This window comes from Rhizobium sp. P2_G2, from assembly GCF_056403555.1.
The window spans coordinates 62,786-86,945 of record NZ_JBFUFF010000027.1 but is presented as its reverse complement, the minus strand read 5'-3'; the positions used below and the strand labels follow the sequence as shown (position 1 = coordinate 86,945).

Genomic DNA, 24,160 nt, shown 5'->3' with positions numbered 1-24,160 from the left:
CGTCGACCCTGTCGCCAGGCTTGAGCTTGACCGTCCAGCTTCGTCCCTGCGCGTCGGAGTAGACATATTTGCCGGCGAGTTCGCCGACCTTCCAGTCGACCGGATCGCCCATGACAAGCTTCACCTCCGTCGGCTCTCTCGCCGCGGCTGGGTGGGCGGCCAGTGCCGCCAGAAGCATGACAACCGGGATGAAACAGTGCCGCATGGAACCTCTCCGTCGTTGCTGCCATTGAAGCGGTATGAACGGCGAAAGGCAAGTTGCCTGTGTGTGGCTCAATTTACAGCGTGCATTGCGCGGGCTGCGACACTATATACTTCTTAACAAAACTTCATTTGCGTTCACGGTTACCGCATGAATAGTGCAGCGATGGAAAAAACAACCCCGATCAACAAGCTGACGGCTTTGTCCCACCGCGGCCGCCTTGATATATTCCGACTGCTTGTCGGCGCCGGCGGGCAGGGGCTGAATGCCGGCGAGATCGCTTCTGCGCTCGATCTCAGGCCCAATACGCTTTCGGCGCATCTGACCCTGCTTTCCTCCACCGAACTGATCCGCTCGCAGCGCGAAGGACGCAACATTCGCTATTTCGCCGAAATGAGCGCGATGCGCGAGCTGCTCGGCTATCTCCTGCAGGACTGTTGCGGCGGCAATCCGGACATTGTCAAGCCGGCGCTTGATTCGCTGCATTGCGACAGGCGTGCCCCGAGCTGTTGATCGGCGGTCCGGCGGCGGGTGCTATCCGATCCGTTTCGCCCCAGTCAAGCAACCCATCCTTGCATGATGGAGTAGAACTACCAAAATGCGAGTGCCATTTTGGTCACATCGCCGGGCAAATGTCTCGGCGGCGCAATGCCGCCGCTGCGGGACACGGCGGAATGGAATATTAGCAGCCTTAATAAAATGTTAAGGTTATCAGCATGTTATTAGAGCCCGCGCAAACATAGCGACAAAAAGAGGTCACAAATATGTGACCCCCTGAATGAAGGGGCGGGGTTATCCGTTTTCTTTTCAAGCGCCGGGCAATCAGCTATGACTTGCTCAACATCGGGATATTCGGCCGGAACGCTCCGGTCCGTTGGGAATTGATATAAGATGAAGCCTTTGAAGACCGCGGCGATTGCTGCCCTGACCATCTCCTGCGCATTCACCTTTGGCGCGCCTGCGGCGCATTCGGCGACGCTCCTCGACTTCCTGACCGGTAACAAGACGTCGAGCCACACCAGCAAGAAGAGCAGCAGCCTGTTCGGCCGCAGCGATCTCGCGGGTTCGCTCGACGACGACGACGGTGCGTTTCCCGACAGCCCGGGTGCCGGCCGGCCGCTTCCCAAGGTTTCGGCGCCGCGCTACTTCACCTACAAGGCCGACGGCCTGAAGTTGGTCAACGTCGCTAAGTTCGCGCCGAAGATGGAAACGGCTGCGGTTGACCCCGCCAAGACGGCCGATGCGAGCAATACCGGCTCCATCCAGGACGTCAGCGTCCCGGCGGCGATGGATTTTAGCAACAATCCGCGCGCCTACATGATGGATGTGCGGGCCAAGGCGCCCGCCGAGGTGGCCGCCGCTATCGAGACTTTCTACGCTCAACATAACGGCCTGCTCTGGGTCGACGCCCATGGCGTGACGCAGAAGGCGCGCGACGCGCTGGCGGCACTGGCCGCCGCGGATAAGGTCGGCCTCGATCCCGCCGACTATCAGGTCCAGGATCCGACCGACACATTCGCTGCCGTCGATGCGACGACCAAGCAGCGGCAACTGATGCAATTCGAGATCGAGCTCAGCGCCGCTGTCCTGACCTTCGTCGAAGACGACGTTCGCGGCCGCATCGATCCGAACAGGATCGCTGAATACTATGATTTCAAACGCAAGGACGTGAACCTCGTCGGTGCGATGCGGGTGATTTCGGCCTCGCCTGATATCAAGGCCTATCTCAACAGCCGCGCGCCTTCCAATGCGCAGTTCGAGCAGTTGAAAGCCGAACTTGCCAAGCTGCGCGGTGACCAAGGCGGTCAGCAGCAGCCAGCCAAGATCGAGATCACACTGACTTCGACGCTCAAGCCCGGCATGTCGAGCGACCAACTGCCGAACATCGTCGCGGCCATCCGCCAGAAGGGTTCCGACAAGCTGAAGCTCGATCAGTCGCTGACGCTTGCCTCTTACCAGGATAGCCAGGACTATACGCCTGAACTCGCCAAGCTCGTCGCCGCGTTCCAGGCTGAGAAGGGCCTCAAGGGTGACGGGATCATCGGCAAGGGCACCGTCAAAGTGCTGATGGGTGGTGCCGTCGAAACCCAGGATTCCAAGATCCACAAGCTTACCGTGGCGATGGAACAGATGCGCTGGCTGCCGAACGATCTCGGCGAACGCTATGTGTTCATCAATCAGGCTGCCTTCCTGGTCTATTACCATGAAAACAACCAGGAACAGTTCAGCATGAGGGTGGTCGTCGGCTCGCCGGGCCATCAGACCTTCTTCTTCGAGGACCAGGTGCGGCTCGTCGAGTACAATCCTTATTGGGGCGTGCCGCGCTCGATCATCGTCAACGAAATGCTGCCGCATCTGCGCCAGGACCCGAGCTATCTCGACCGCCTCGGCTATGAGACCTCGGTCAACGGCCAGCAGGTTTCCTCGTCCGACATCGACTGGCAGACGACCGACGCGGTCGACGTCCGTCAGCCGCCGGGTGCCGGAAATGCGCTCGGCCAAGTCAAGATCATGTTCCCCAATAAGCATGCGATCTACATGCATGACACGCCGCAGAAGAGCTTCTTCAAGCGCGACATGCGCGCGTTGAGCCATGGTTGCGTGCGTCTGTCCGATCCGAAGAAGATGGCGGCGGCGGTGATGGACACGACCGTCGAGGACATCACCTCGCATATCGCCACCGGCCAGAACGAGCAGGTCAAAGTGCCGCGGCCGTTCCCGATCTACATCGCCTATTTCACCGCCTATCCGAACAAGGATGGCGTGGTGGAATATTTCGATGACGTCTACAGCCGCGACAACTACCTGCAGAAGGCATTTGACGCGACTGAGAAGGTGCGTCACGCGGCAAGCTGAGACCGGATGATTTTACTCGAAAGGCGCTGCTGGGTGACCGGTGGCGCCTTTTGTATTTTGAGGCGGTGCCGCTGGGTCTTCCTGGCGCTTGTGGGAGAGAAGGGCCTTTGCGGTGCTGTCGCGGCCGAAAACTCTCGCGTTTTCGGCTATCCTTCGGACTTCCTTGGATCCGCAAAAGCATTCTTGCTGTTCTGCGTCCAATAGGCCGCATCCACCCGCTCCCGATGCGGCGCGAAGAGATCGGCGCCATCCCGCCCGGCCAACACCAGCAGCTCTTCTTCCACATCCGCCTGCGTCATCGTGGCGCCGTCGTGCAGCAGGTGGACGATGGGGCGGCCGGCCTCGTGCAATGCCCGTCCAACCAACAGACAACGGTGGCAGTTGAGCGGATGCTTTTCCGCACACATCAAGGCGACGCGATAGGTATTGGCGCCGTTTGTTATTCGCTCGAGGCCGGAGGCAAACGCTGGCGCCTGGCGCATCAGGCGATAGTCCGCGACGCCTTCGCAATAATAGCGGGGTTCGCTCGGCCGTCCGCCCAGTTCCGCGCCGAGCCAGGCATAGGTGATGCCGGCGGCTTTGAGGCTATCTTTCAACGGCTCGCGGTTGAACTGCGGATTATGCCGTGACCACGGCGAACTGCGGACATCGGCCACGGCCTCGATGCCAGCCGCCTTGAGCAGTCCCATGAAAACGTCGATGCCGAGATTGGAATGGCCGATCGTCCAGATTGTGCCGGCCGACTCCATCGTGGCCGTCCGCCTCAGGCGACCAGCCGGTCGATCAGTTCGGCCGTGAGTTCATCGAAATTCTCGATGACAACAGTCGGGTTCAGGGTTTCGACCGCCACTTCGGAATAGCCGAAGGGCACGGCGATCGATGGCACATTGGCATTGGCCGCGACCTTGAAGTCGTTGAGGCTGTCGCCGATCATCACCGTGCGTGCCGGATCGCCACCGGCGAGGCGGATCGTACCGAGCAGGTGTTCGGCGTCCGGCTTGCGGACGGCAAACGTATCGCCGCCGGTGATGGCGCTGAAGCGGTCCGAAAGCCCCAGCGTTTCGAGCAGCGGCCGCGCCAGACCCTCCATCTTGTTGGTGCAGACGGCAAAACGCAGGCCGGCGGTCTCAAGCCGGTCGAGGGCCTGGACAAGGCCGGGATAGGGCTGGCTCTTGCCCGGCATGCCGGCGCGGTAATGCTCGACGAAGCGGTCGATCATCGGTTCAAGCTCGCCGTTGCCCAACGGCCGGCCGCGCAGCGCGAACGCGCGCTCGATCATGGCACGGGCACCGGAGCCGACGAGGTGAGTCAGGTCGGAATAGACGAGCGGTTCGAGTGAGCGGGCGGCAATCGTATGATTGAGGCTGTCGATGAGGTCGGGGGCGGTGTCGATCAGGGTTCCATCGAGATCGAAAACGGCAAGCACGGGGGGCACTGAATTCTCCCGGAAATGAGCGGTTGCGGAGACCGATAGGGCAAGCCGCGGGCAATTGCAAACTGCCAGGTAGAGGCGCTTTCAAATAAAGCGGAAAGCCCCGTTGAAATTGGTCATTGCGCCTTTCGTTCCCTGAAAAGCTCGTGTAAAAGCCCGATCCACGATCAATCGGAGACCCTGGCGCATGGACGCCCGGCAAATGAAAATCACCGCTGCCGCCGAGGCGTTGAAACATGTCGAAGATGGCATGCGACTCGGGATCGGCACCGGTTCGACCGCGGAAGAGTTCGTCCGGCTTCTCGCCGAAAAGGTTTCGGAAGGTTTTCAAGTCCGAGGTGTCCCGACTTCGGAACGCACTGCACGGCTCTGCCTGGAACTCGGTGTGCCGCTCAATTCGCTGGACGAACTGCCGGAGCTCGACCTGACGATCGACGGCGCCGATGAGGTGGACTCTTCGCTGCGCCTGATCAAGGGTGGCGGCGGGGCGCTGCTGCGCGAAAAAATTGTTGCCGCTGCCTCTGGACGCATGATTGTCATTGCCGACGAGACCAAATTGGTCGAGACGCTCGGCGCCTTTCCGCTGCCGATCGAGGTCAATCCATTTGGACTGGTGTCGACGCGAATCGCAATCGAGCGGGTTGCTTCCGCGCTCGGCCTGAGCGGCGAGATCGAGCAGCGCAAATCCGGCGACGGTTTCTTCAAAACCGACGGCGGACACTATATCCTCGATGCTTCTTTTGGCCGCATTTCTGATGCAGAGGCTCTGGCATCGAGTCTGAACGCCATTCCAGGCGTCGTGGAACACGGGCTTTTTATCAATCTGGCTTCGCTTGCCATCATTGCCGGCCCGACGGCCGCGCGGACGCTGTCGCCAAAAATCTGACGAGGAGTAGAATATCCCATGATGAAGATGCACATGCTCGGACGGGTCGCTATGGGCGCGATGTTTGCCATTGGCATTGCTGCGACGAGCGCGCTGGCTGCTGATGACAATATCACGGACTCGCATCTCAAGGCGGCGCGTGCGGCCATCGCTGCGATCCACATCACCGATCCGTTCGACAACATCCTGCCCACCATCTCGATGCAGCTGAAGACGACGATGATCCAGGGCTCGCCGAATTACGAAGAGCTGATCAACGATGTCGTGGACGAGCAGGCGCTGAAATTCGCATCGCGCCGCGCCGATCTCGAAAAGGAAGCCGCCCGCATTTACGCCAAGGCGTTCAGCGAGGACGAACTCAACCAGATCGCCGCCTTCTACGCGACGCCGGCGGGCCAGAAGCTCCTGAAGTACGGCCCTCTTTCGATCCGCGAACTCTCCAAGGCCGGCGACATCTGGGCATCCGGCATTTCTCGCGACATGTCCAAGGCGACAGAGGACGAGCTCGAAGCCAAGATCGAAGCGCAGAAAAAGAAGAAATAACGATTTCGGCGCCCTACAGGCACCGCTGATCAATCCGAAAGCCCGTTTCCGCGAGACGGGCTTTTCTTTTGCCCGGACTCTCTCCATATGCTCCGGGCATCCACTGACAGGGGTTTCGCATGCCGGATTTCGATTATGATCTGTTTGTCATCGGCGGAGGTTCGGGCGGCGTGCGTGCCGCGCGGGTGGCCGCCTCGCTCGGCAAGAAGGTGGCGATCGCCGAGGAATATCGTTTCGGCGGCACCTGCGTCATCCGCGGCTGCGTGCCGAAGAAGCTGCTGGTCTATGCATCGCAATATCATGAGCATTTCGAGGATGCCGTCGGCTTCGGCTGGACCGTCGGCGCAACCTCGTTTTCCTGGGAAAAGCTGATCGCCGCCAAGGACAGGGAAATCGCGCGCCTCGAAGGCCTCTATCGCAAGGGGCTGACCGGTGCCGGCGCCGAAATCCTCGAAACCCGCGCCGAACTGACCGGCCCGCACAGCATCCTGTTGAAATCGACCGGCAAGACAGTGACGGCGGAACGGATCATCCTCGCCGTCGGCGGCGCACCCTCGATGCATGGATCGCTGCCCGGTCATGAGCACACGATCAGCTCCAACGACGCCTTCCATCTGCCGCATCTGCCGAAATCAATCATCATCGAGGGCGGCGGCTATATCGCTGTCGAATTCGCCAACATCTTCCACGGCATGGGCGTCGAGACGACGATGATCTATCGTGGCAGGGAAATCCTGTCGCGCTTCGACCAGGACCTGCGCCAGGGCCTGCACAAAGAGATGGAAAGCAAAGGCATCAAGATCCTTTGCGGGGATGTGATCACGGAAGTCAGGCTCAATGCCGATGGCACGCGTACCGCGACCACCAGGCAGGGCAAGGAGCTCAAGGCGGCGCAGGTATTCCTGGCGCTCGGCCGCACGCCCAATACCAATGGGTTGGGTCTGGAGGCGGCCGGTGTCGCGCTCGACCAGAAGGGTTCGATCGTCGTCGACGCCTATTCGCGCACCAGTGTTCCGGGCATCTTTGCGCTGGGCGACTGCACCGACCGGGTGCAACTGACGCCGGTGGCGATCCATGAAGCGATGTGCTTCATCGAAACCGAATACCGTAACAATCCGACATCACCGGATCTCGACCTGATCGCCACGGCCGTGTTTTCGCAGCCGGAAATCGGTACGGTCGGCCTGAGCGAGGAAGCGGCGTCGAAGAAGTTCGACGAGCTCGAAATCTACCGCGCCGAATTCCGGCCAATGAAGGCGACGCTTTCGGGCCGCAGCGACCGGATGATCATGAAGCTCATCGTCAATGCCGCCGACCGCAAGGTGGTGGGGGCGCATATCCTTGGCCATGACGCCGGCGAGATGGCGCAGATCCTTGGCATCACGCTCAAGGCCGGCTGCACCAAGGACGATTTCGACCGCACGATGGCGGTGCATCCGACTGCGGCCGAAGAATTGGTCACCATGTATCAGCCGACTTACCGGATCAGGAACGGCGAGCGCGTCTGAATTCGGGCGTGCGGGTGTGGCAGCGCGCCATCCGTCGGCGACTGCCGATCGCCGCCGGACATGCGGGCAAGCAAGGGTAGGGTCCATTCGAGACCTTGCCAGTCGCCGCCGTCGAGTGGATCTGCCAGCGGATCGGAATGCTTGGTGAGCAACGGCTTACGGGTCAGTGTGAACCAGTCTCTGGACATTTTCGTCTCCATCGGTTGGAATAGCGCAGACGTAGTGCCGAGGCCGGCGTGGCTGTAGAGGCGCGCATGAAACGGGTCTTTCATGGCTGAAGCATGCGTCCATGCAATTTTGCGTCTATGGATCGTGCGCCGGCCGGATGGCATGGCTCGATTTTTCACGACGGAAATCCAGAATGAACACAGCCGCATGGGATGATCTGCAGCTTTTCTTTCACGTGGCTCTGCAGGGCGGGCTGAGCGGCGCTGCTTCGTGCACGGGCATGAGCGCGCCGACGATCGGCCGGCGCATGCTGGCGCTGGAGCGCACCACCGGCCGGACATTGTTCGTCCGCAGCCAGCAGGGCTACAGGCTCGCCCATGACGGTGAGATATTGCTGGAACATGTGCGGACCATGCAGCGGGCCGCCGACAGCATCGCGGATTGGCACAAGGACGCCTTTGCCCTGCCGATCGTCTCGATTGCCGCCGATGATTGGCTGGCGCCCTTCATCGCCGAGCATGCCATGGATATTCGTAGGTCCGACGATGCCTATCGGCTGTGCTGCCAATCGGTTCACACCGGCATCGACCTGACCTTCCGACGGGCCGATGTCGCAATTCTCGGGGAGCGGCCCGTCAACGGCAATTTTGCCGTTCGGCGCTCCGTCACCATGTCCTACGCCGTCTATCAGTCCGCCGCCTCACCGGTCACCGACGAGCGCTGGATCTCGATCGGCACGGAGCATTCGCACGCGCCGGCCGACAAATGGGTTTTTGAAAACCATGAGGGGCAGATTTTCRCCTGGACGACATCGCCTGAACTTCTGATCCGTCTGATCCAGGCCGGGGCGGGATGCGGGGTGCTGCCTGTTTTCGTCGGCGACGCGAAGCCTGGCCTGGTGCGACGTGGCGGGCTTATCGAAACACTCGATCACCCGCTGTTCATCGTCGCCAATGATGATGACCGGCACCGCGCCGAAGTGCGGCTGGTGATCGAAAGATTGGCCACTCTGTTGAAGGGCGAGGAGAAGCGATTGAGCGGCAGGTGATTGCTGCCTGCCTGCACTCTGAATGACAGCGATTGCTATTGGTCACTCGCTTGTGGCTGCATGCGGAGTGCCGCGCGTTTGACGGCGGCGGCTATGCGCTCCGAGAGTTCCGGATCAGTCACCGTGCGTGCAAGTGTGACGCCGCCCGACAATAGCGCCATGAGGGCCACGGCCTGGTCGAATTTTGCGGATTCGGTCTCGCCATCCAGGCCGGCGGATATTTCCGTGATAATGCCGAGAAGTTCGGTCTGATAGACGCTCCGCGTCTCGGCGTCGGCGCGCATGACGTCCGGGGAGAGGTTGGGCAGGGTGCAGCTCTCGCCAATCTCGCAGGTTCGCTTCGGTCCCAGATAGAATTCCACGAAGGTCCTTAGCCAGGTTTTCGTGTGCGCAACCTTGATCTCGGCAATGCCGGCGCGCAATTCCCCGAGCCCGGCGACAACAGCGGTGCGAAACGCCTCTCGCTTCGATTTGAAGTGACCGTAAAACGCACCATTGGTGACACCCGCCGCCTTGGTCAGGCCCTCGATGCCTGATCCGCCGTAACCTTCCCTGCGGAAAAGCCTGCCGGCGGCATCGATGATGCGCGTCCGTGTCTCCTGACTGTGTTCAGCGCTGTAGCGCATTGCTGTCCTCGCATTAGAGAGCGATCGCTCTTTTATTCTTGCATAGAGAGCGGTCGGTATGTATGAATAAAGAGCGATCACTATATAACGATTGCTCGTTCCAATTCAAACTGGAGATAGACGATGCCGATAACACTGACTGTGCCTGAAGGACTGCTGTCTTCCAAAGCCGAAGCGCAGGTTTTCGATGGGCTGACGCAAGCGCTGCTCGAGATCACCGAACTCAACGGCAACACGTTCATGGAGCCCAATGTCGTGGGCACGATCAACGTGCTGCCCCGACAACATGTGTTTGCCGGCGGGCGCGCAGCTGCCGCGGCGTTCATCGAACTGAAGCTGCCCTCCATTGCGCTTTCGACGGACGCGGTGAAACAAGCTTTCATCGAAAGAGCCACAGATATCGTGGAACACGCCGCGGAAGGCCGTGTCCGCCGGGATCATATCTGGACCAACATCGTCTATGCGGCCGATGGCTCCTGGGGAATAGGCGGCCGGGGCTTCACCAACGGAGAATTGGTCGCCGAGATCCAGAATGCGGCGCAATCCGCCTCGGCAGCCTGACACCGTCGTCAACCTTTCACACATTTGGGAAAGCGGAGAGTGGCCGCTTTCCCTGAGACGGGGCCTGAATGCTGCTTTCGAATTATCTGTTCTTCACCACAGACTGTGAACAGGCACTTGGCTTCTACACCGCATGCGGTTTGGGACGGGTGATGGTCCTGGTTCGATATGGTGAAATCGTGATGCCTCCTCCGGGCATGCAGGATAAGGTCATGCATGCCCGTTTCGAAGGACCGGGCATTCTGTTCCATGCATCGGATAATGCGGATGCGGAGCCGATGCGCGGTTCGGCCCATATGCTGATGACCGACAGCCGCGCTGAAACGGACCTGCTTTTCGATCGGCTTGCCGAACGCGGCACCGTGACGACGAAATTGGGCATTCAGCCCTGGGGTGATTATTACGGCAAGCTGACCGACAAGTTCGGCGTGCAATGGATGTTGAACTTCCACGCAGATGCGCCCTAATTCCGATGAATTTCACGAGGACCTTTCCCGATGTCGTGGAGGACACGGATGTCGGGAGATTGGTTCAAAGTGTTTCTGCTCGCGGCGCTGATGGCGCGTCCGGCCATGGCGGAGGATTTGCCGCAGGGCGTCGTATCCGTTTACTATGCTTTCCGGCTTGAGCAGAACCGGCTCATTACCGGTGAAAGCTTCTGCCACGTCGAAAGGGATTGTGAACTCAATTTCGATGTGGATCCGGTGGGGCTGACACTTCTGGTCGGGGCGCGGGATGCGGCGCCGGACTTGCGGATCGATTGTAGGGACGTGGCGCGGAAATGCCAGCTTCGCGAAAGTCAACCGCCGACGGATCTTCTCCGCGAAATGGGAGTACATGGCTTTCGCATCTTTGCAGTGAGCTATGACGATGGAGGATTTCTGGTCGAGCAGCGGCAGATCGGCACGGTCACTCTGCAGGTCCGCAAGCCGAAGCCGAACCCGGCGCGGGGTATTTGAGGCGGTAACGACGTCATCGCAATGCGTTAAGCCTGTCGTTTAACGCTCCCGTAACATCTCGCAACCGCAAATTTGTCTTTCCTCCCATCGTATGCTATATTCAAGGGCGTGAATACGTGCCGGCCGGGATGCGCATGAGGAGATGCGTTTCCAGGGCAAAGAAAAGAAGCACGATCAATAGGAGGAAAGTCATGATCGCGCAGAATATCGAGGTGCCGCCGACCGAGACTGCCAGTTATGATACCGACTACGACCGCCAGCGCGGCGGTGGTGGGTTCCTGAGTTTCATGCTGTTCCCGATGATCTCGATCGTCGCCATCGCCTACGCCGCCTTCGAACTGGTTCGCTGAGGCGCCGGATTTCCAACGATGCGACATCCGCGCGGGAACGCGCGGACTGCCTCGCGCGACGTATTGAAGACTTTGCAAACGCTTCCTTAATGTATATAAGCCGCCAATTCCCCGGCAATGCCGCCGGGGTCATGTTTTATCTCGTCACAAGGTGAGTACGATGGCACAGAATTGGAACCCGCAAAGCTGGAGGTCTAAGCCCATTCAGCAGGTTCCGGAGTATCCGGACATGGCTGCACTGCAGGCCACGGAAGCTCAGCTTGCCACCTATCCGCCACTGGTTTTTGCAGGCGAGGCGCGGCGTCTGAAGGCCTCGCTCGCCAAGGTAGCCAATGGAGAAAGCTTCCTCTTGCAGGGCGGCGACTGCGCCGAGAGCTTTGCCGAACATGGCGCTGACAATATCCGCGATTTCTTCCGCGCCTTCCTGCAGATGGCCGTGGTGCTGACCTTCGGCGCCCAGAAGCCGGTCGTCAAGGTCGGTCGCGTTGCCGGCCAGTTCGCCAAGCCGCGTTCGTCCGGCGTCGAGAAGCTGGGCGATGTGACACTGCCGAGCTACCGCGGCGATATCATCAACGGCATCGAATTCACCGAGGAAGCGCGTATTCCCAATCCGGAACGGCAGATCATGGCCTACCGCCAGTCCGCCGCGACGCTGAACCTGCTGCGCGCCTTCGCCATGGGCGGTTATGCCAATCTCGACAACGTTCACAAATGGATGCTCGGCTTTGTCAAGGACAGCCCGCAGGCCGACCGTTACAGGGCGTTGGCCGAGCGTATCGGCGAGACCATGGATTTCATGGCGGCGATCGGCATCACCTCGGAGAACAATCATGCCCTGCGCGAAACCGATTTCTTCACCAGCCACGAGGCGCTGCTGCTCGGCTACGAGCAGGCGTTGACCCGCGTCGATTCGACCTCCGGCGACTGGTACGCCACATCAGGCCACATGATCTGGATCGGCGACCGTACCCGCCAGGCCGACCATGCGCATGTCGAATATTGCCGCGGCATCAAGAATCCGATCGGGCTCAAATGCGGCCCTTCGCTGACCGCCGACGGCCTGCTCGAACTGATCGACATCCTCAATCCTCAGAACGAGGCCGGCAGGCTGACGCTGATCTGCCGCTTCGGCCATGACAAGGTTGCCGAGCACCTGCCGCGCCTGATCCGCGCCGTCGAGCGCGAAGGCCGCAAGGTGGTCTGGTCCTGCGATCCGATGCATGGCAACACGATCACGCTCAACAACTACAAGACCCGGCCGTTCGAGAGGATCCTGAGCGAGGTGGAAAACTTCTTTGCCATCCACCATTCGGAAGGCACGCATCCGGGCGGCATCCATATCGAGATGACCGGCAAGGACGTCACCGAATGCACCGGCGGCGCCCGCGCGCTGACGGCCGACGACCTGCAGGATCGCTATCACACCCATTGCGACCCGCGCCTCAATGCCGACCAGGCGCTGGAACTGGCCTTCCTGCTGGCCGAGAAGCTGAAGAGCGGTCGCGACGAGCGCAAGATCGCGGTCAACGGCTGATTAACTGATATCTTTGCCGACATCGGGCGCAGGTCTTACCTGCGCCTTTTTCTACATCTGAGTCATCGTGGCGACCTCGCCCCTGTCACGATTGTTGTTTTCGAGCGATCTTGCGGCTATTCTGTCGAGATTCCATGCCAACGGCATGAGGACGGATTGCATGCGGAAGGTCGTTGTGGCTTCAACCGGTCGTCTTTGCTTCGTCATCCCATTCTTTTCGCCGGCCGGTGCGCCTGTCCCGGTTTGGGCCGGCGCAACGCCGGGCGATATTTCAGCTTTTGTTTCGGATCGCGGCTGGTGTGATCATTTCCGTCGCGACGGAAACAATTCAGGCCGGCGGGCCGCGATCACCAAAAAGCTCGATCCGTGTTGTAAGGGAACCACTACGTGGCTGGCAGCGCTTAGGAAGCAACATGCGAGCCGATCATCGGCCGCGCAAATGCTCGAATCTGGGGACATGGTGGGATAGGTCGAATAGGAGGCGCAGATGGCAGGCGGTAGAACGGCGAATGCTGCGGGCTCGAAAGGGCCGACCGTGCCGCGGGATTCSCAATCTCAGCGGCGCTGCCTGGTGGTCGAAAAACCAGGCGAAWTTTGCCAACAGCACCGATATTGCAGACCTCAAGCAACCCTTCCGCAGCAATGTGCAGGACTTCGTGCAGGCCTTGGTCAAGGCCGGTGCGAGGGTGGAGGTGTTCGCCACACTGAGAAATCCCATCCGCACCTATCTGATGCGCTATAGCTGGGACGTTTCGCACCATCTCATCGCACCGTCGAAAGTGCCGCCCAAGGCCGGCTGCGCGATCAACTGGGATCACGGCAATGATGCCAAGTCGCGCGCGGCGGCTCAGGAAATGGCGTCGATGTTCCGCATCGTCTACGCGCCATCCGTCGCTTCTCACGATATCGAGGGGTTGGCGATCGACATGGATATTACCTGGACCGGATCAATTCCGATGACGGACAGGAACGGCATGTCCTTCATTCTCGGCGCGCCGCAATCGGGCGCCACCAATACGACGCTGCATGCCATTGGCGCCACCTACGGCGTCCACAAGCTGCTGTCGGATACGCTGCACTGGTCCGCAGATGGGCATTGAAAGCGGAAACGCAGAATGAAAAGGGCGCCCGTGGCGCCCTTTTCACATTCCGGTTTGTTGTTCAGAACAGGAAATCTGCTGCCGACAGATCGTGGATGTCGACATGCTTGAGCACGATCTCGTTGCCCTTGCCGGCATCGATCACCGTGTCATTGCCATCCTGCCAGATGCGGTGGTCGATGAGCATGTTGTCGAAGCTTGAGAGTGTGGAGACGCCGCTGAGGTCGAGCACGTCGTGATCGTCGCCCGTGGCATGGAAATCGGTCACCGTGTCGGCACCGAACTTGCCGGAGAAGACGAAGATGTCGGCATCGGCGCCGCCGGTCAGTTGGTCGTTGCCGGCGTCGCCGGTCAGTACGTCACCACCAGCGCCGCCCTTGAGCACGTCATCGCCGGCGCCGCCGTGGAATTCATTGTTGGCCTTGCCGCCGAGGATCTTGTCGTCGAAGGCCGTGCCGATGATCTGCTCGATGCCGGAGAGCGTATCGTGGTCGACACCGCCGCCCGATACGATACTGACACCGCCCTTCGGCGCGCTGATGATGAGGCCGACACCGGTGGCGGAATAATCAACCATGTCGTAGCCGGAGCCGCCATAATAGTGGTCGAAGCCGTTGCTGGCGACGAAATAGTCGTTTCCGCCATTGCCGCGGAAGGTGTTGTCGGAATYGTCGCCGGCGAAATAGTCGTCGCGACGGCCGCCGATCAGGTTTTCGATGTCGACGAGCACGTCACCGGGAGCGCCATTGCCATAGACGGTGGTCGGTGCGTCGTTGGCCAGCACGATGCTGAGTTCGCCGTCGTAGCTGCTATAGTCCATCGTGTCGCTGCCCTGGCCGCCGTCGATATGGTCCAGCCCGCCGCTGCTCAGGATCGTGTCATCGCCGTTCTTCGCGGTGATCACGTCGCCGAGATCGGTTCCGGAAAGCGTGTCGGCGTGGTTGGTACCAGTGATATTCGCCATCTGTCGTCTCCATCTTGTTGCATCGGTCCGTGGGATGGCGCGGAACATAGTCGAACTGTGCCCGTCTGAAAATCGGACGCTAGCCCTCCATGCATGTTTACTTCGGATTAACCATAACATCTAAGGTTGTCGTAAAATGCTATGTAAATTCGCCGCCGAAGTTCTCCCGATCATCGGGAGATGGAGCAGGTGACGGTGGTTCAAGGAAATTCAATGCCAGCATCAGGCCTATTCGTTTGACCCCGCGGCAAAGACGGAAAAATCTGGCTTCATCGAGATGGGAGAAGCCAATGACAGACATTCACACCGGGTCCTGCCTTTGCGGCGCCGTGACCTTCACGGTCAGCGGGAAGTTCAAGGACATGACATTCTGCCACTGTGGCCAGTGCCGGCGGCAGACCGGCCTTTATTATGCCTCGGCCAATGCCATGGTGAGTGATGTGACAATCACCGGTGAGGACAATATCACCTGGTATCATTCCAGCGATACAGGACGGCGAGGCTTCTGCCGCCATTGCGGGTCGGCGCTGTTCTGGAAGGGCGTCGGGCGCGACGAAATCTCGATCATGGCCGGCTCGCTCGACCAGCCGACCGGCCTCGCCGCCGGCTACCATATCTATTGCGCCGACAAGGGCGATTTCTACGAGATCAACGACGGCCTGCCGCAATATGCGCAGGACGGGCCAACAATCAGCGGCGGATGAGCTGTTTCACGGCGCTGGTGTTTCGCCCCTGAGCTTGGTGACGTCGGCGCAGAGGCCTTCAAGCCGGTCCCGCAACGCCTTGATTTCCGTGAGCACCTGCAGGTCGATCTTGTGATGCAGGCCGAGAACCTCGATCTCGGCCTTGAGGTTGATCTCATAATCCTTGGCTGCCATGAACCGGTCGCGCTCGGCCTGGCGGTTCTGGCTCATCATGATGATCGGCGCCTGGATGGCGGCGAGCATGGAAAGTATCAGATTGAGGAAGATGAACGGGTAGGGGTCGAAGGCGCGGGTCATCAGCACGATGGTATTGACCGCGACCCAGAACAGCAGAAACAATCCGAACCCCATGATGAAGCCCCACGATCCGCCGACGCGGGCGATGGAGTCGGCGAGCCGTTCGCCGAAGCTGGAGTTGGCGAGGAAATCCTCGCTGGCATTGCTGGCGAGCACCTTGCGTTCGCGCGTCAGCTTCAGCACCCGTTTTTCCGAAGGGCTGAGCTCGTCGGCCGTCTTGCCGAAAAACTTCTTTTCAATATCCGCAAACATCCGTTTCTCTCCGCGTGGCTGCCTGATTGTTCCGGCATTCGGGCATATAGCACAATGATCTTCCAGCTGGATTGCATTTCTCGCGCATCGGATCAGCCGCAATGGACAGATCGTCGCGCGCCGCATAATTTGATGGTCGGAGGACAGGCTCATGACCGATACGCTTCGCATCGCAGTCGCCCAACTCGACCCAACCGTCGGTGATGTCGCCGGCAACCTGGCGAAAGCGCGTCAGGCGCTGGCTGAGACCGGAGAACAGGGCGCCGACATCCTGCTGATGACCGAATTGTTTATGTCCGGCTACCAACCGGAAGACCTCGTGCTCAAGCCGGCCTTTCTGAAAGCCTGCCTGAAGGCGGTCGAGACGCTGGCGCATGAGACCACGGAGGAGGGGCCGGCCGTGGTCATCGGCTTTCCGAGGCAGAGCGATTCCGGCTGTCACAACGCGGTGGCCTTCCTGCATGGCGGGCGGATTGTGGCGATCCGCGACAAGGTCGACCTGCCGAATTATGGCGAATTCGACGAAAAGAGGGTTTTTATGCCAGGACCGCTGCCGGATGTGGTCGAGTTCCGCGGCGTGAAACTCGGCCTGCCGATCTGCGAGGATATCTGGGGCGATCTCGGTATTTGCGAAGCGCTCGCGGCGAAGGGCGCCGAGATCTTCCTGCATCCGAACGGCTCGCCTTTCTTTCGTGCCAAGACCGGCGTTCGCTACGACGTCGTGCTCCGCCAGGTGGGGTTGACCGGGATGCCGCTCGTTTATGCCAACCAGATCGGTGGCCAGAACGAGATCGTCTTCGATGGCGCCAGCTTCGGCTACAATGGCGACGGCGGTCTCGCTTTCCAGATGCCGCAATTCGAGGAAGCGGTGGTCACCACAACCTGGACGCGCCAGGAGGGCCGGTGGCGCTGTGAAGGGCCTTATGCCGCCTTGCCGACGGAAGAGGAGGCGGACTATCTCGCCGCCATGACGGGCCTGCGCGACTATGTCAACAAGAACGGCTTCAAGTCCGTGGTGCTGGGGCTTTCCGGCGGCATCGACTCGGCGCTTTGTGCGGCACTGGCGGTGGATGCGCTGGGCGCCGAGCGGGTGCGTACGGTGATGATGCCCTATCGCTACACGTCCGAACAGTCGCTTGCGGATGCGGAGGCCTGCGCTGAGGCTCTGGGTGTTCAATATGACGTCGTCGACATCGAGGAGCCGGTCGCAGGCTTTTCCTCGGCGCTGTCCGATCTGTTCGAAGGCACGGAGGAGGGCATCACCGAGGAGAACCTGCAGAGCCGCACACGCGGCACGATCCTGATGGCCATTTCCAACAAGTTCGGCGCCATGGTGGTCACCACCGGCAACAAGTCGGAAATGTCGGTCGGCTATGCGACGCTCTATGGCGACATGAATGGCGGCTTCAACCCGATCAAAGACCTTTACAAGATGCAGGTCTATGCCGTGTCGCGCTGGCGCAATGCGCATCTGCCGCCCGGCCGACTGGGACCGGCGGGCGAAGTGATCCCGGCCGCGATCATCGCCAAGGCGCCATCCGCAGAACTCCGGCCCGACCAGACCGACCAGGATTCGCTACCGCCTTATTCGGTGCTCGACGATATCCTCGAATGCCTGATCGAGGAGGAGATGGGCACGGATGAGATCATCGCCCGCGGCCATGATCCGGCGACGGTGCATCGCATCGAGCATCTGCTCTACATGGCCGAATACAAGCGGCGGCAATCGGCGCCGGGCGTGAAGATCACGCGCAAGAATTTTGGTCGCGATCGGCGGTACCCGATCACCAATCGCTTCCGCGATCGCAGTTGAGGGGGCGAAATCGGTGAAGCCGGGCTGCAAATGGCGCCTTTCTGCGCTTCCAGTGCTCACGTACTTGAGTACGCTCCGCTCCGGTTCTCGAAAAGCACCATTTTCGCCGCGGCTTGACCGATTTCATCACCGTCGGCGCGTGGATGGGCAGATTTCTAGCTCCGAAATCCTTGAAAAAACCAGGGTCATAACTTGACACATAAAGTCAACTTCTGCATGGTCCGGCTCATTAACAGGGCGTTCGATGCCCTGCAAGGCCGAAAGCCAGCCGCCAGACTTCCCGGGGCAAGCCATCAGGGCCGGATGGATTTGGCGGGGGTATGCCGTGGGTGTTGGAAGGCGTTGGCTTGCCGTTTTGCTGGCGGGCGTCGCATTGAATGTTGTCGTGCCGCATCAAGGCGCCTGGGCGCAGTCGGACGATGGCGATGTCATCACGCTCGACAACGATTCGAGCAATTCTCAGGACAAGAGCCGTGACGCGGCCAGCGACGACGAAGGCACCGACAGCAATGGCGCCACGAAGCTCAAGCGTCTGATTATCGGCGGCGACAAAGGCAGTGATTCCGATATCACCAATACGCCGGCGCCGGTCTCGACCATTTCGGCGGAGAATTTCCAGGAGCGTTTTGCCAGCGATACCAATGCCGCGGTCCGCTCGACACCCGGCGCCTATACCCGTCAGCAGACCGAAAATCCCGGCATCATCGTCAACATCCGCGGCATGCAGGGCATGAACCGCGTCAATACCATGATCGACGGGGTGCCGCAGACATTTCGCAACCTGTCCGGCCATGGCGGCACGTTCGACAACATGGCCTTCGTCGATCCGAACCTGCTCGTCGGCGTTGATATCACGCGTGGCGCGGTGGCTGGCAATGATGGGCTCGGGACGCTGTCAGGCGCGGCCAATCTCAGGACGGTCGGCATCGACGACGTGCTGTTTCCCGGCAAGGATTATGGTGGGCTGCAGACCATCCAGCTCGGCACCAACGGCAAATATTTTTCGCGCACGACGGCGGCCGGCTGGAAACACGACTTTGCCACGGTCGGCGGTGTCTCGATCATGGGCGCCTTCAGCGGCAGCAATTTCGGCAATTTCAGGAATGGCGACGACATCGAATATCCCTACAATGCCAGCCAGCAGTCGAAATCCGGGCTCGTCAAGTTGGGCCTGACGCCGGATGACACTCAATCGCTGCTGCTTGGCGGCGTCTGGTATGACAACGCCTTCGACGTCCAGAGCGCCGGCTATAACTGGCAGATCCACAATCAGACCTACACTGCCAAATATGCCTACCAGCCCGGCGACAAGATTGTTGATCTGAAGATCAACGTCTATGCCAATATCACTGACGTCAACCTAGCCGGCACCGGTGGTGCGTTCGATGGCCGTAGCGGTACCGATACCGGGCTTGGGCTCGATATCAGCAATACCAGCACCTGGGACATCAACGACGCCACCAGCGTCAAGTTCGACTATGGTGCCGCGATCAATTCCGATGCCTACAAGGCCAATGACGCGCGTGGCGCCAATCCCGATGGAACCCTGATCAAGAGTGGTGGCTTCCTCGACGCGACGATGACACGCGGCATTTTGGGGCTGACCACAGGCATCCGCTACGATTATTGGAACTTGAATGGCGTCACCAGCTATCCGGAGCTGGGAGACGATGGCTGCCCGGCGGACCATGTCGGCAACTGCACCGGGCCATCGCTCGCCCGCGACGGCGGCAACTGGAATCCGAAGATCGGCGTCACGGTGACGCCAAAGGACTGGCTGCAGTTCTACGCTACCTATGCTTATACGATGCGGCCGCCGACGGCCTCGGAGATGTTCTATCCCGGCGGGCATAATTTCGACGGCACCGGCGACCCGATCCAGAACAATCTCGATCTCGTGCCAGAGCGGCAGAAGGGCCTGGACATCGGCGTCAACCTGCGCGGCGACGATCTCATCAGGCCCGGCGATACCGCTTATGCCAAGATCGGCTATTTCCGCAACCGGATTTCCAACTACATCACCTACGCCTCCACCACCGACGATCCTGATGTGGTGAAATGGGTCAACCTGCCGGGTGTCACCACCATGGACGGCGTCGAATTCCAGGGTGGTTATGACATGGGGATTGCCTATGCCAACCTGTCGTTCACGGTCGCCAATACCAAGCAGCCGCTCGGCGAAGCTGCCGGGATCGGCAGCGATGTCGGCACGTTGCCGGACGATTTCGCCACGCTCGATGTCGGCAGGCGTTTCTTTGACCAGAAGCTCACGCTTGGTGGCCGCGTCAACTATACCGGCGACAGCATCCAGGCGCTGCTCACTGAGAAGGATACGTTCAAACGCCCGGCTTTCACGCTGTTCGATCTCTACGGCTCCTGGAAGATCACTGATAATTTCCGCGCCTTCTTCAGCGTTGAGAACGTGTTCAACAAGAGCTACTGGAATCCCAATACCGGCTCGAGTGATGTCTTCACCGACATCACCAATGGCCGTGGCCGGACATTCATGGTCGGCGCCACGGCGCGGTTCTGAGACAGGTATCCGTGCTTGACAAGACTGTGGAATGCTCCCGTTATTCCAAGCTGATAATGGGAGCTTCGGCATGGATCACGACGATATTCAGGATCTCTTCCGCTCGGTCGGACCGGTGACGATCAAGCGCATGTTCGGCGGCAAGGGCGTCTATCTCGACGGCATGATCATTGCCTGCGAGTTGCGAGACGAAATGATGCTGAAGGGCGACAAAGAGGCCGCGCCGCTCTACGAGGCGGCGGGGTCGAAGCAGTGGACCTACACGCACAACAAGACCAACAAGCCGGTCGCCATGCCCTATTGGCCGATCCCGTCGGAGGCATTCGACGATCCGGACGAGGCGGCGAAATGGGTGCGGATTGCGGTAGAGGCGGCGCGGCGGAGCGCCAAGTAGACGAGTGCCAGAGCCAAACCATGGCTTTTCCAAGACAGGTCAAGTGAATCATAATTCACCCGCCGTCCACCGTCCGGACATGTATGGCGGCTCATGATCGGGCTGTTTTCGATCAGCGAAGACGAACCGAAATTCATGAAAGGAACGACCATGTTTCGTTCGAGAACTGCCATTGCCGCTGCTCTGATCGCCGTCACCGCCGCCGGAACTACGCTGTCCACCGCCACCGAGGCCGATGCACATCCGCTGTTGCTTATCGGCCTTGCTGCCGGTGCCGTCGGCGTTCTGGTCGGCACTGCCATCGCGCATGAGGAGCGGCCTGTCGTCGTCGAACGTGGCCCGGCCGACCATTGCGTCATGCAACAGCATGTCAACCGCTGGGGCAGGGTGCGTGATGTGGAAGTGTGCCCCTGACGGCTGATGGTTTTGAATGTCGCGGTGCGCCGAGAGCCTTCGGCTTTCTGCGCACTGTTCGCCCGAAATGAATGCTTATTTGCCGGCTTGCGTCTTTATACGCGCAACCGCATCCAGCGCGAATCTCGACGTCGGCTGTGGCAGGTGGTCAAAGTCGAACCAGCCGAATTCCGGTAGCTTTTCCGGCTCCACCACGCGTGGTTCCCCGGCAAAGTCGCGGGTCGCATAGATCAGCGATACCCAGTGCTGGCCTTCGTCCTTGAAAATCTGTTCCGAATGGCAGAGGAATTCGACAGTGCCGATCGAAAGCCCGGTCTCTTCCTCTGCCTCGCGGCGGGCAGCTTCATCGGAGCGTTCAAGATGGTCGATCTTGCCGCCGACAATGTTCCAGTGACCGGCCTCAGGCGGGCGCGTGCGCCTGTATAAAAGCAATTTGCCATCCCTAAGGATGGCAAGGCCTGCTCCGACACCCGGGAAATTGCGTCCGGGCACGGCTTACTTGATGGCGGCGCTGGTCAGCATGAAGGCCGGCACGTCATCGCCAAAGCCGATCGGGGTCGGGCCATCGTCATGATCGTGGTAACGGCGGCGGCGGTTGTCGTCATTGGCAGGATAAGGCCGCGGTGGTGCGCGGTCCGGACGTGGCGCATCCTTTTTCACGGCATTGCTATCCTTGGCCATATGTTTCTCCGGTCTCTTGGAATCAATATCGATAACTGCGCCACCATCGTTGCTTTTGGTGTCACTTTTATGAAATGCGGTGTCCTTGCCGTCCTTCCTGCCATGGCTCGAACGGCTGCGGTCACTGTCCCGACCCTTGCCGTGCTGGCTGGAGGAATGGCTCTTGCTGCTGCTCGCTTCGCTCGGTGGCAGCGCCGAAAGATCGCCCTTGTGCCATTCGACCTTCTCGCCGATCAGCTTTTCGATCGCATCGAGATGGCGATTGTCACGCTTGGTGACCAGCATGAACGCAGCGCCCGAGCGGCCGGCACGGCCCGTGCGGCCGATGCGGTGGACATAATCTTCCGCATGGATCGGCACGTCGAAATTGAAGACATGGCTGACATCGGGGATATCGAGGCCGCGGGCGGCGACGTCGGAGGCGACGAGCAGCTTGATGTTACCGTCGCGGAAACTCTGCAGCATGTTCGTGCGCGAGCGCTGGTCCATGTCGCCATGCAGGGCGCCGACCGAGAAGCCATGGCGTTCCAGCGAGCGGAACAGGTCGGCCACGTCCTTTTTGCGATTGCAGAAGATGATCGCATTCTTGATCTCGGCTTCGACTTCGCGGATGGCATCGCGCAGCGTGGCGCGCTTTTCCCAATCCTGGCCGTTGGAGGCGAGCAGGCGCTGGATGACGGTCTTGGCGGTCGAAGCCGGCGCTGAGACTTCGATGCGTTCCGGATTCTGCAGGAAGGCATCGGCCAGCTTCTGGATCTCCGGCGGCATGGTGGCYGAGAAGAACAGCGTCTGGCGGTGAAAGGGGATCATTTTGACGATCCGCTCGATATCGGGGATGAAGCCCATGTCGAGCATGCGGTCGGCTTCGTCGATGACGAGGATTTCGACGCCGGTCATCAGGAGCTTGCCACGCTCGCAATGGTCGAGCAGGCGGCCGGGTGTGGCGATCAGGACATCGGCGCCGCGTTCGAGTTTGCGGTCCTGGTCGTCGAACGAGACGCCGCCGATTAGCAAGGCGACGTTGAGCTTATGATTCTTGCCGTATTTCTCGAAATTCTCCGCCACCTGGGCGGCGAGTTCGCGGGTCGGCTCGAGGATCAGTGTCCGCGGCATTCTGGCGCGTGCGCGGCCTTTTTCTAGAAGCGTCAGCATCGGCAGGACGAAGGAGGCAGTCTTGCCCGTGCCCGTCTGGGCAATGCCAAGGATGTCGCGCCGCGTCAGCGCAGGGGGAATCGCGCCGGCCTGGATGGGAGTGGGTATCGTATATCCGGCGTCTGTAACAGCGGAGAGGACTTTTTGGCTAAGGCCAAGGTCTTGAAAGCTGGTCAAAGGAAAGAATTTTCCGTTCGTTTTCGGGTCTGTCAGAAGATTCGTGGCGCGCATGGCGCTGAGGTTGCGCTGCACATAATCGTTAATATGTGTAAAGTCAAGGAAATCACCGGATTGGGATGAACAGACTTAATTTTCAGCCACGGTGTCTTCCAATAAGCACAGTTGCAGAGCAGCCGTTTGTTAGCCGGATGGAATTTGTCGGTCCGATGAACAGTGGCCGGTTGTGTTTCATCCATCGCCGATCGTCGTTGACATCGAATCTCCGGACGGGCAAGCGTTGGGTGCGGCGAGGCCGTTGGCGCCGAAGCGCGTCGCGTGAATCAGATCTCGCGACACGCTTTCGCGAGGCATGCTCTGAGGCGAGAGAACCGATGAAGCAGATACCCGATACCAATCTTGTCTTCGTGCATATCACGAAAACCGGCGGGATGAGCATCACGCGCTATCTCGGGCTGCAGCACAAATCGACCGATCATTTCGTCGCCAAGGACGAGCGGCACCTGCTGGGGCCGGATTATGTACGGTTCTGTGCGGTGCGCGATCCTATTCCGCGCTTCGTCTCGGCCTATAAATATTCGGTGCACATGGCCAGAGGCGGTCGGTTCATGCGCCCGGTAAGGGATTTCATCATCGAGCGCGGGCTGGGCGACGATATCAATCATTTTGTGCGGGAATGCCAGAAGGCAGATTTTCCACTGACCGAGGAACTGCATTTCCGGCCGCAGATCTGGTGGCTGAAACGGGCGAAGCCGCAGATCGTGATGCGGCTCGAATCGATCGAGACCGATATTCACATCGTCGACCGGCTGATGGGCCGCGAGCCGCAGGATTTCCCGCATGTCAATGAAATGGCGGGTGCCTCGTTCGACGGCGTCAACTTCGAGCCGGACGACAAGACGCTTGCCTTCTGCCGCAATCTTTATCGCGAAGATGTCAACCTGCTCGGCTACAGGAAGCGCAAGGGTGAGGCAGGCGCAGACGAGACCGACGACTGAGAATGCTT

General features: G+C 60.0%; 27 protein-coding genes. 18 read left to right on the top strand and 9 right to left on the bottom strand.

The features are described 5' to 3' along the window. The coding region (locus AC1D06_RS20015; RefSeq protein WP_477987597.1) for a hypothetical protein at positions 1-205 on the bottom strand (205 nt) is incomplete at its 3' end. Between the two features lie 162 nt (positions 206-367). On the opposite strand from AC1D06_RS20015, the gene AC1D06_RS20010 reads away from it, so the two are divergent. Together AC1D06_RS20010 and AC1D06_RS20005 are read left to right on the top strand one after the other, a co-directional pair. Next, positions 368-715: an ArsR/SmtB family transcription factor gene (locus AC1D06_RS20010; protein WP_477876695.1), complete on the top strand. Its 348-nt coding sequence runs from the start codon at positions 368-370 to the stop codon at positions 713-715. A gap of 378 nt (positions 716-1,093) precedes the next feature. Then, positions 1,094-3,058, top strand: a complete 1,965-nt coding sequence (locus AC1D06_RS20005) for a L,D-transpeptidase family protein (RefSeq protein ID WP_477987596.1) — start codon at positions 1,094-1,096, stop codon at positions 3,056-3,058. 146 nt (positions 3,059-3,204) lie between these two features. Here AC1D06_RS20005 and AC1D06_RS20000 read toward each other — a convergent pair whose 3' ends face one another. Further along, a complete protein-coding gene (locus AC1D06_RS20000; protein WP_477987595.1) occupies positions 3,205-3,807 on the bottom strand; it encodes a DUF488 domain-containing protein in 603 nt (200 codons plus the stop codon). Between the two features lie 14 nt (positions 3,808-3,821). Next, positions 3,822-4,493: an HAD family hydrolase gene (locus AC1D06_RS19995; protein WP_477987594.1), complete on the bottom strand. Its 672-nt coding sequence runs from the start codon at positions 4,491-4,493 to the stop codon at positions 3,822-3,824. Positions 4,494-4,677: 184 nt separating this feature from the next. Between AC1D06_RS19995 and rpiA the strand changes: the two genes are divergently transcribed. From rpiA to gor, 3 genes are all read left to right on the top strand, one after another. Then, on the top strand, positions 4,678-5,376 hold the full coding sequence (gene rpiA, locus AC1D06_RS19990; RefSeq protein ID WP_477987593.1) for a ribose-5-phosphate isomerase RpiA: 699 nt from the start codon (positions 4,678-4,680) through the stop codon (positions 5,374-5,376). An 18-nt stretch (positions 5,377-5,394) separates the two neighbouring features. Further along, entirely contained in the window at positions 5,395-5,919 is a 525-nt protein-coding gene (locus tag AC1D06_RS19985; RefSeq protein ID WP_477876690.1) for a DUF2059 domain-containing protein, read from the top strand. Between the two features lie 119 nt (positions 5,920-6,038). Then, entirely contained in the window at positions 6,039-7,427 is a 1,389-nt protein-coding gene (gene gor / locus AC1D06_RS19980) for a glutathione-disulfide reductase (protein ID WP_477987592.1), read from the top strand. On the opposite strand, the gene AC1D06_RS19975 is transcribed toward gor, so the two are convergent. Continuing rightward, positions 7,397-7,615 carry a hypothetical protein gene (locus AC1D06_RS19975; RefSeq protein WP_477987591.1) on the bottom strand — a complete coding sequence of 73 codons (219 nt, stop codon included), beginning with the start codon at positions 7,613-7,615 and terminating at the stop codon, positions 7,397-7,399. The genes gor and AC1D06_RS19975 overlap by 31 nt on opposite strands. Before the next feature lie 173 nt (positions 7,616-7,788). Here AC1D06_RS19975 and AC1D06_RS19970 point away from each other — a divergent pair, with 173 nt between their 5' ends. Continuing rightward, the gene (locus AC1D06_RS19970) at positions 7,789-8,643 is read left to right on the top strand and encodes a LysR family transcriptional regulator (RefSeq protein WP_477987590.1); all 855 of its coding nucleotides are present in this window, start codon (positions 7,789-7,791) and stop codon (positions 8,641-8,643) included. Positions 8,644-8,678: 35 nt separating this feature from the next. Here AC1D06_RS19970 and AC1D06_RS19965 read toward each other — a convergent pair whose 3' ends face one another. Then, positions 8,679-9,269, bottom strand: coding sequence for a TetR/AcrR family transcriptional regulator (locus AC1D06_RS19965; RefSeq protein ID WP_477987589.1), 591 nt, complete (start codon positions 9,267-9,269; stop codon positions 8,679-8,681). Positions 9,270-9,392: 123 nt separating this feature from the next. On the opposite strand from AC1D06_RS19965, the gene AC1D06_RS19960 reads away from it, so the two are divergent. The 6 genes from AC1D06_RS19960 (at position 9,393) to AC1D06_RS19935 (ending at position 13,773) form a co-directional block, all read left to right on the top strand. Then, complete coding sequence (locus tag AC1D06_RS19960) at positions 9,393-9,830, top strand: tautomerase family protein (protein WP_477987588.1); 438 nt, start codon at positions 9,393-9,395, stop codon at positions 9,828-9,830. Positions 9,831-9,898: 68 nt separating this feature from the next. Beyond that, the gene (locus tag AC1D06_RS19955) at positions 9,899-10,297 is read left to right on the top strand and encodes a VOC family protein (protein ID WP_477987587.1); all 399 of its coding nucleotides are present in this window, start codon (positions 9,899-9,901) and stop codon (positions 10,295-10,297) included. Between the two features lie 48 nt (positions 10,298-10,345). Then, positions 10,346-10,789, top strand: a complete 444-nt coding sequence (locus AC1D06_RS19950; RefSeq protein WP_477987586.1) for a hypothetical protein — start codon at positions 10,346-10,348, stop codon at positions 10,787-10,789. A 191-nt stretch (positions 10,790-10,980) separates the two neighbouring features. Next, positions 10,981-11,139 carry a hypothetical protein gene (locus AC1D06_RS19945; RefSeq protein ID WP_477876683.1) on the top strand — a complete coding sequence of 53 codons (159 nt, stop codon included), beginning with the start codon at positions 10,981-10,983 and terminating at the stop codon, positions 11,137-11,139. A 160-nt stretch (positions 11,140-11,299) separates the two neighbouring features. Further along, a complete protein-coding gene (locus tag AC1D06_RS19940) occupies positions 11,300-12,673 on the top strand; it encodes a class II 3-deoxy-7-phosphoheptulonate synthase (protein ID WP_477876682.1) in 1,374 nt (457 codons plus the stop codon). A gap of 509 nt (positions 12,674-13,182) precedes the next feature. Next, entirely contained in the window at positions 13,183-13,773 is a 591-nt protein-coding gene (locus AC1D06_RS19935; protein ID WP_477987585.1) for a hypothetical protein, read from the top strand. 61 nt (positions 13,774-13,834) lie between these two features. Here AC1D06_RS19935 and AC1D06_RS19930 read toward each other — a convergent pair whose 3' ends face one another. Continuing rightward, on the bottom strand, positions 13,835-14,737 hold the full coding sequence (locus tag AC1D06_RS19930) for a calcium-binding protein (protein ID WP_477987584.1): 903 nt from the start codon (positions 14,735-14,737) through the stop codon (positions 13,835-13,837). A gap of 290 nt (positions 14,738-15,027) precedes the next feature. Between AC1D06_RS19930 and AC1D06_RS19925 the strand changes: the two genes are divergently transcribed. Beyond that, positions 15,028-15,441 (top strand): GFA family protein, encoded by a 414-nt coding sequence (locus AC1D06_RS19925; RefSeq protein ID WP_477987583.1) that lies wholly within the window; start codon positions 15,028-15,030, stop codon positions 15,439-15,441. 6 nt (positions 15,442-15,447) lie between these two features. Here the strand turns inward: AC1D06_RS19925 and AC1D06_RS19920 are convergent, their stop codons facing one another. After that, a complete protein-coding gene (locus tag AC1D06_RS19920) occupies positions 15,448-15,990 on the bottom strand; it encodes a DUF1003 domain-containing protein (protein WP_477876678.1) in 543 nt (180 codons plus the stop codon). Positions 15,991-16,141: 151 nt separating this feature from the next. Between AC1D06_RS19920 and AC1D06_RS19915 the strand changes: the two genes are divergently transcribed. The 4 genes from AC1D06_RS19915 to AC1D06_RS19900 all read left to right on the top strand — a co-directional run bounded on the left by AC1D06_RS19915 (position 16,142) and on the right by AC1D06_RS19900 (position 21,144). Continuing rightward, complete coding sequence (locus tag AC1D06_RS19915) at positions 16,142-17,803, top strand: NAD+ synthase (protein ID WP_477987582.1); 1,662 nt, start codon at positions 16,142-16,144, stop codon at positions 17,801-17,803. Positions 17,804-18,128: 325 nt separating this feature from the next. After that, on the top strand, positions 18,129-20,336 hold the full coding sequence (locus AC1D06_RS19910) for a TonB-dependent receptor domain-containing protein (protein WP_477987581.1): 2,208 nt from the start codon (positions 18,129-18,131) through the stop codon (positions 20,334-20,336). Positions 20,337-20,406: 70 nt separating this feature from the next. Then, positions 20,407-20,730, top strand: a complete 324-nt coding sequence (locus tag AC1D06_RS19905) for a TfoX/Sxy family protein (RefSeq protein WP_477987580.1) — start codon at positions 20,407-20,409, stop codon at positions 20,728-20,730. A gap of 150 nt (positions 20,731-20,880) precedes the next feature. Further along, the gene (locus tag AC1D06_RS19900; RefSeq protein WP_477876674.1) at positions 20,881-21,144 is read left to right on the top strand and encodes a hypothetical protein; all 264 of its coding nucleotides are present in this window, start codon (positions 20,881-20,883) and stop codon (positions 21,142-21,144) included. 75 nt (positions 21,145-21,219) lie between these two features. Here AC1D06_RS19900 and AC1D06_RS19895 read toward each other — a convergent pair whose 3' ends face one another. Together AC1D06_RS19895 and AC1D06_RS19890 are read right to left on the bottom strand one after the other, a co-directional pair. Beyond that, positions 21,220-21,636: an NUDIX domain-containing protein gene (locus tag AC1D06_RS19895; RefSeq protein WP_477987579.1), complete on the bottom strand. Its 417-nt coding sequence runs from the start codon at positions 21,634-21,636 to the stop codon at positions 21,220-21,222. Positions 21,637-21,639: 3 nt separating this feature from the next. Beyond that, the gene (locus tag AC1D06_RS19890; protein WP_477987578.1) at positions 21,640-23,208 is read right to left on the bottom strand and encodes a DEAD/DEAH box helicase; all 1,569 of its coding nucleotides are present in this window, start codon (positions 23,206-23,208) and stop codon (positions 21,640-21,642) included. A 320-nt stretch (positions 23,209-23,528) separates the two neighbouring features. Between AC1D06_RS19890 and AC1D06_RS19885 the strand changes: the two genes are divergently transcribed. After that, the gene (locus AC1D06_RS19885) at positions 23,529-24,152 is read left to right on the top strand and encodes a sulfotransferase family 2 domain-containing protein (RefSeq protein WP_477987577.1); all 624 of its coding nucleotides are present in this window, start codon (positions 23,529-23,531) and stop codon (positions 24,150-24,152) included. Positions 24,153-24,160 lie beyond the last annotated feature (8 nt).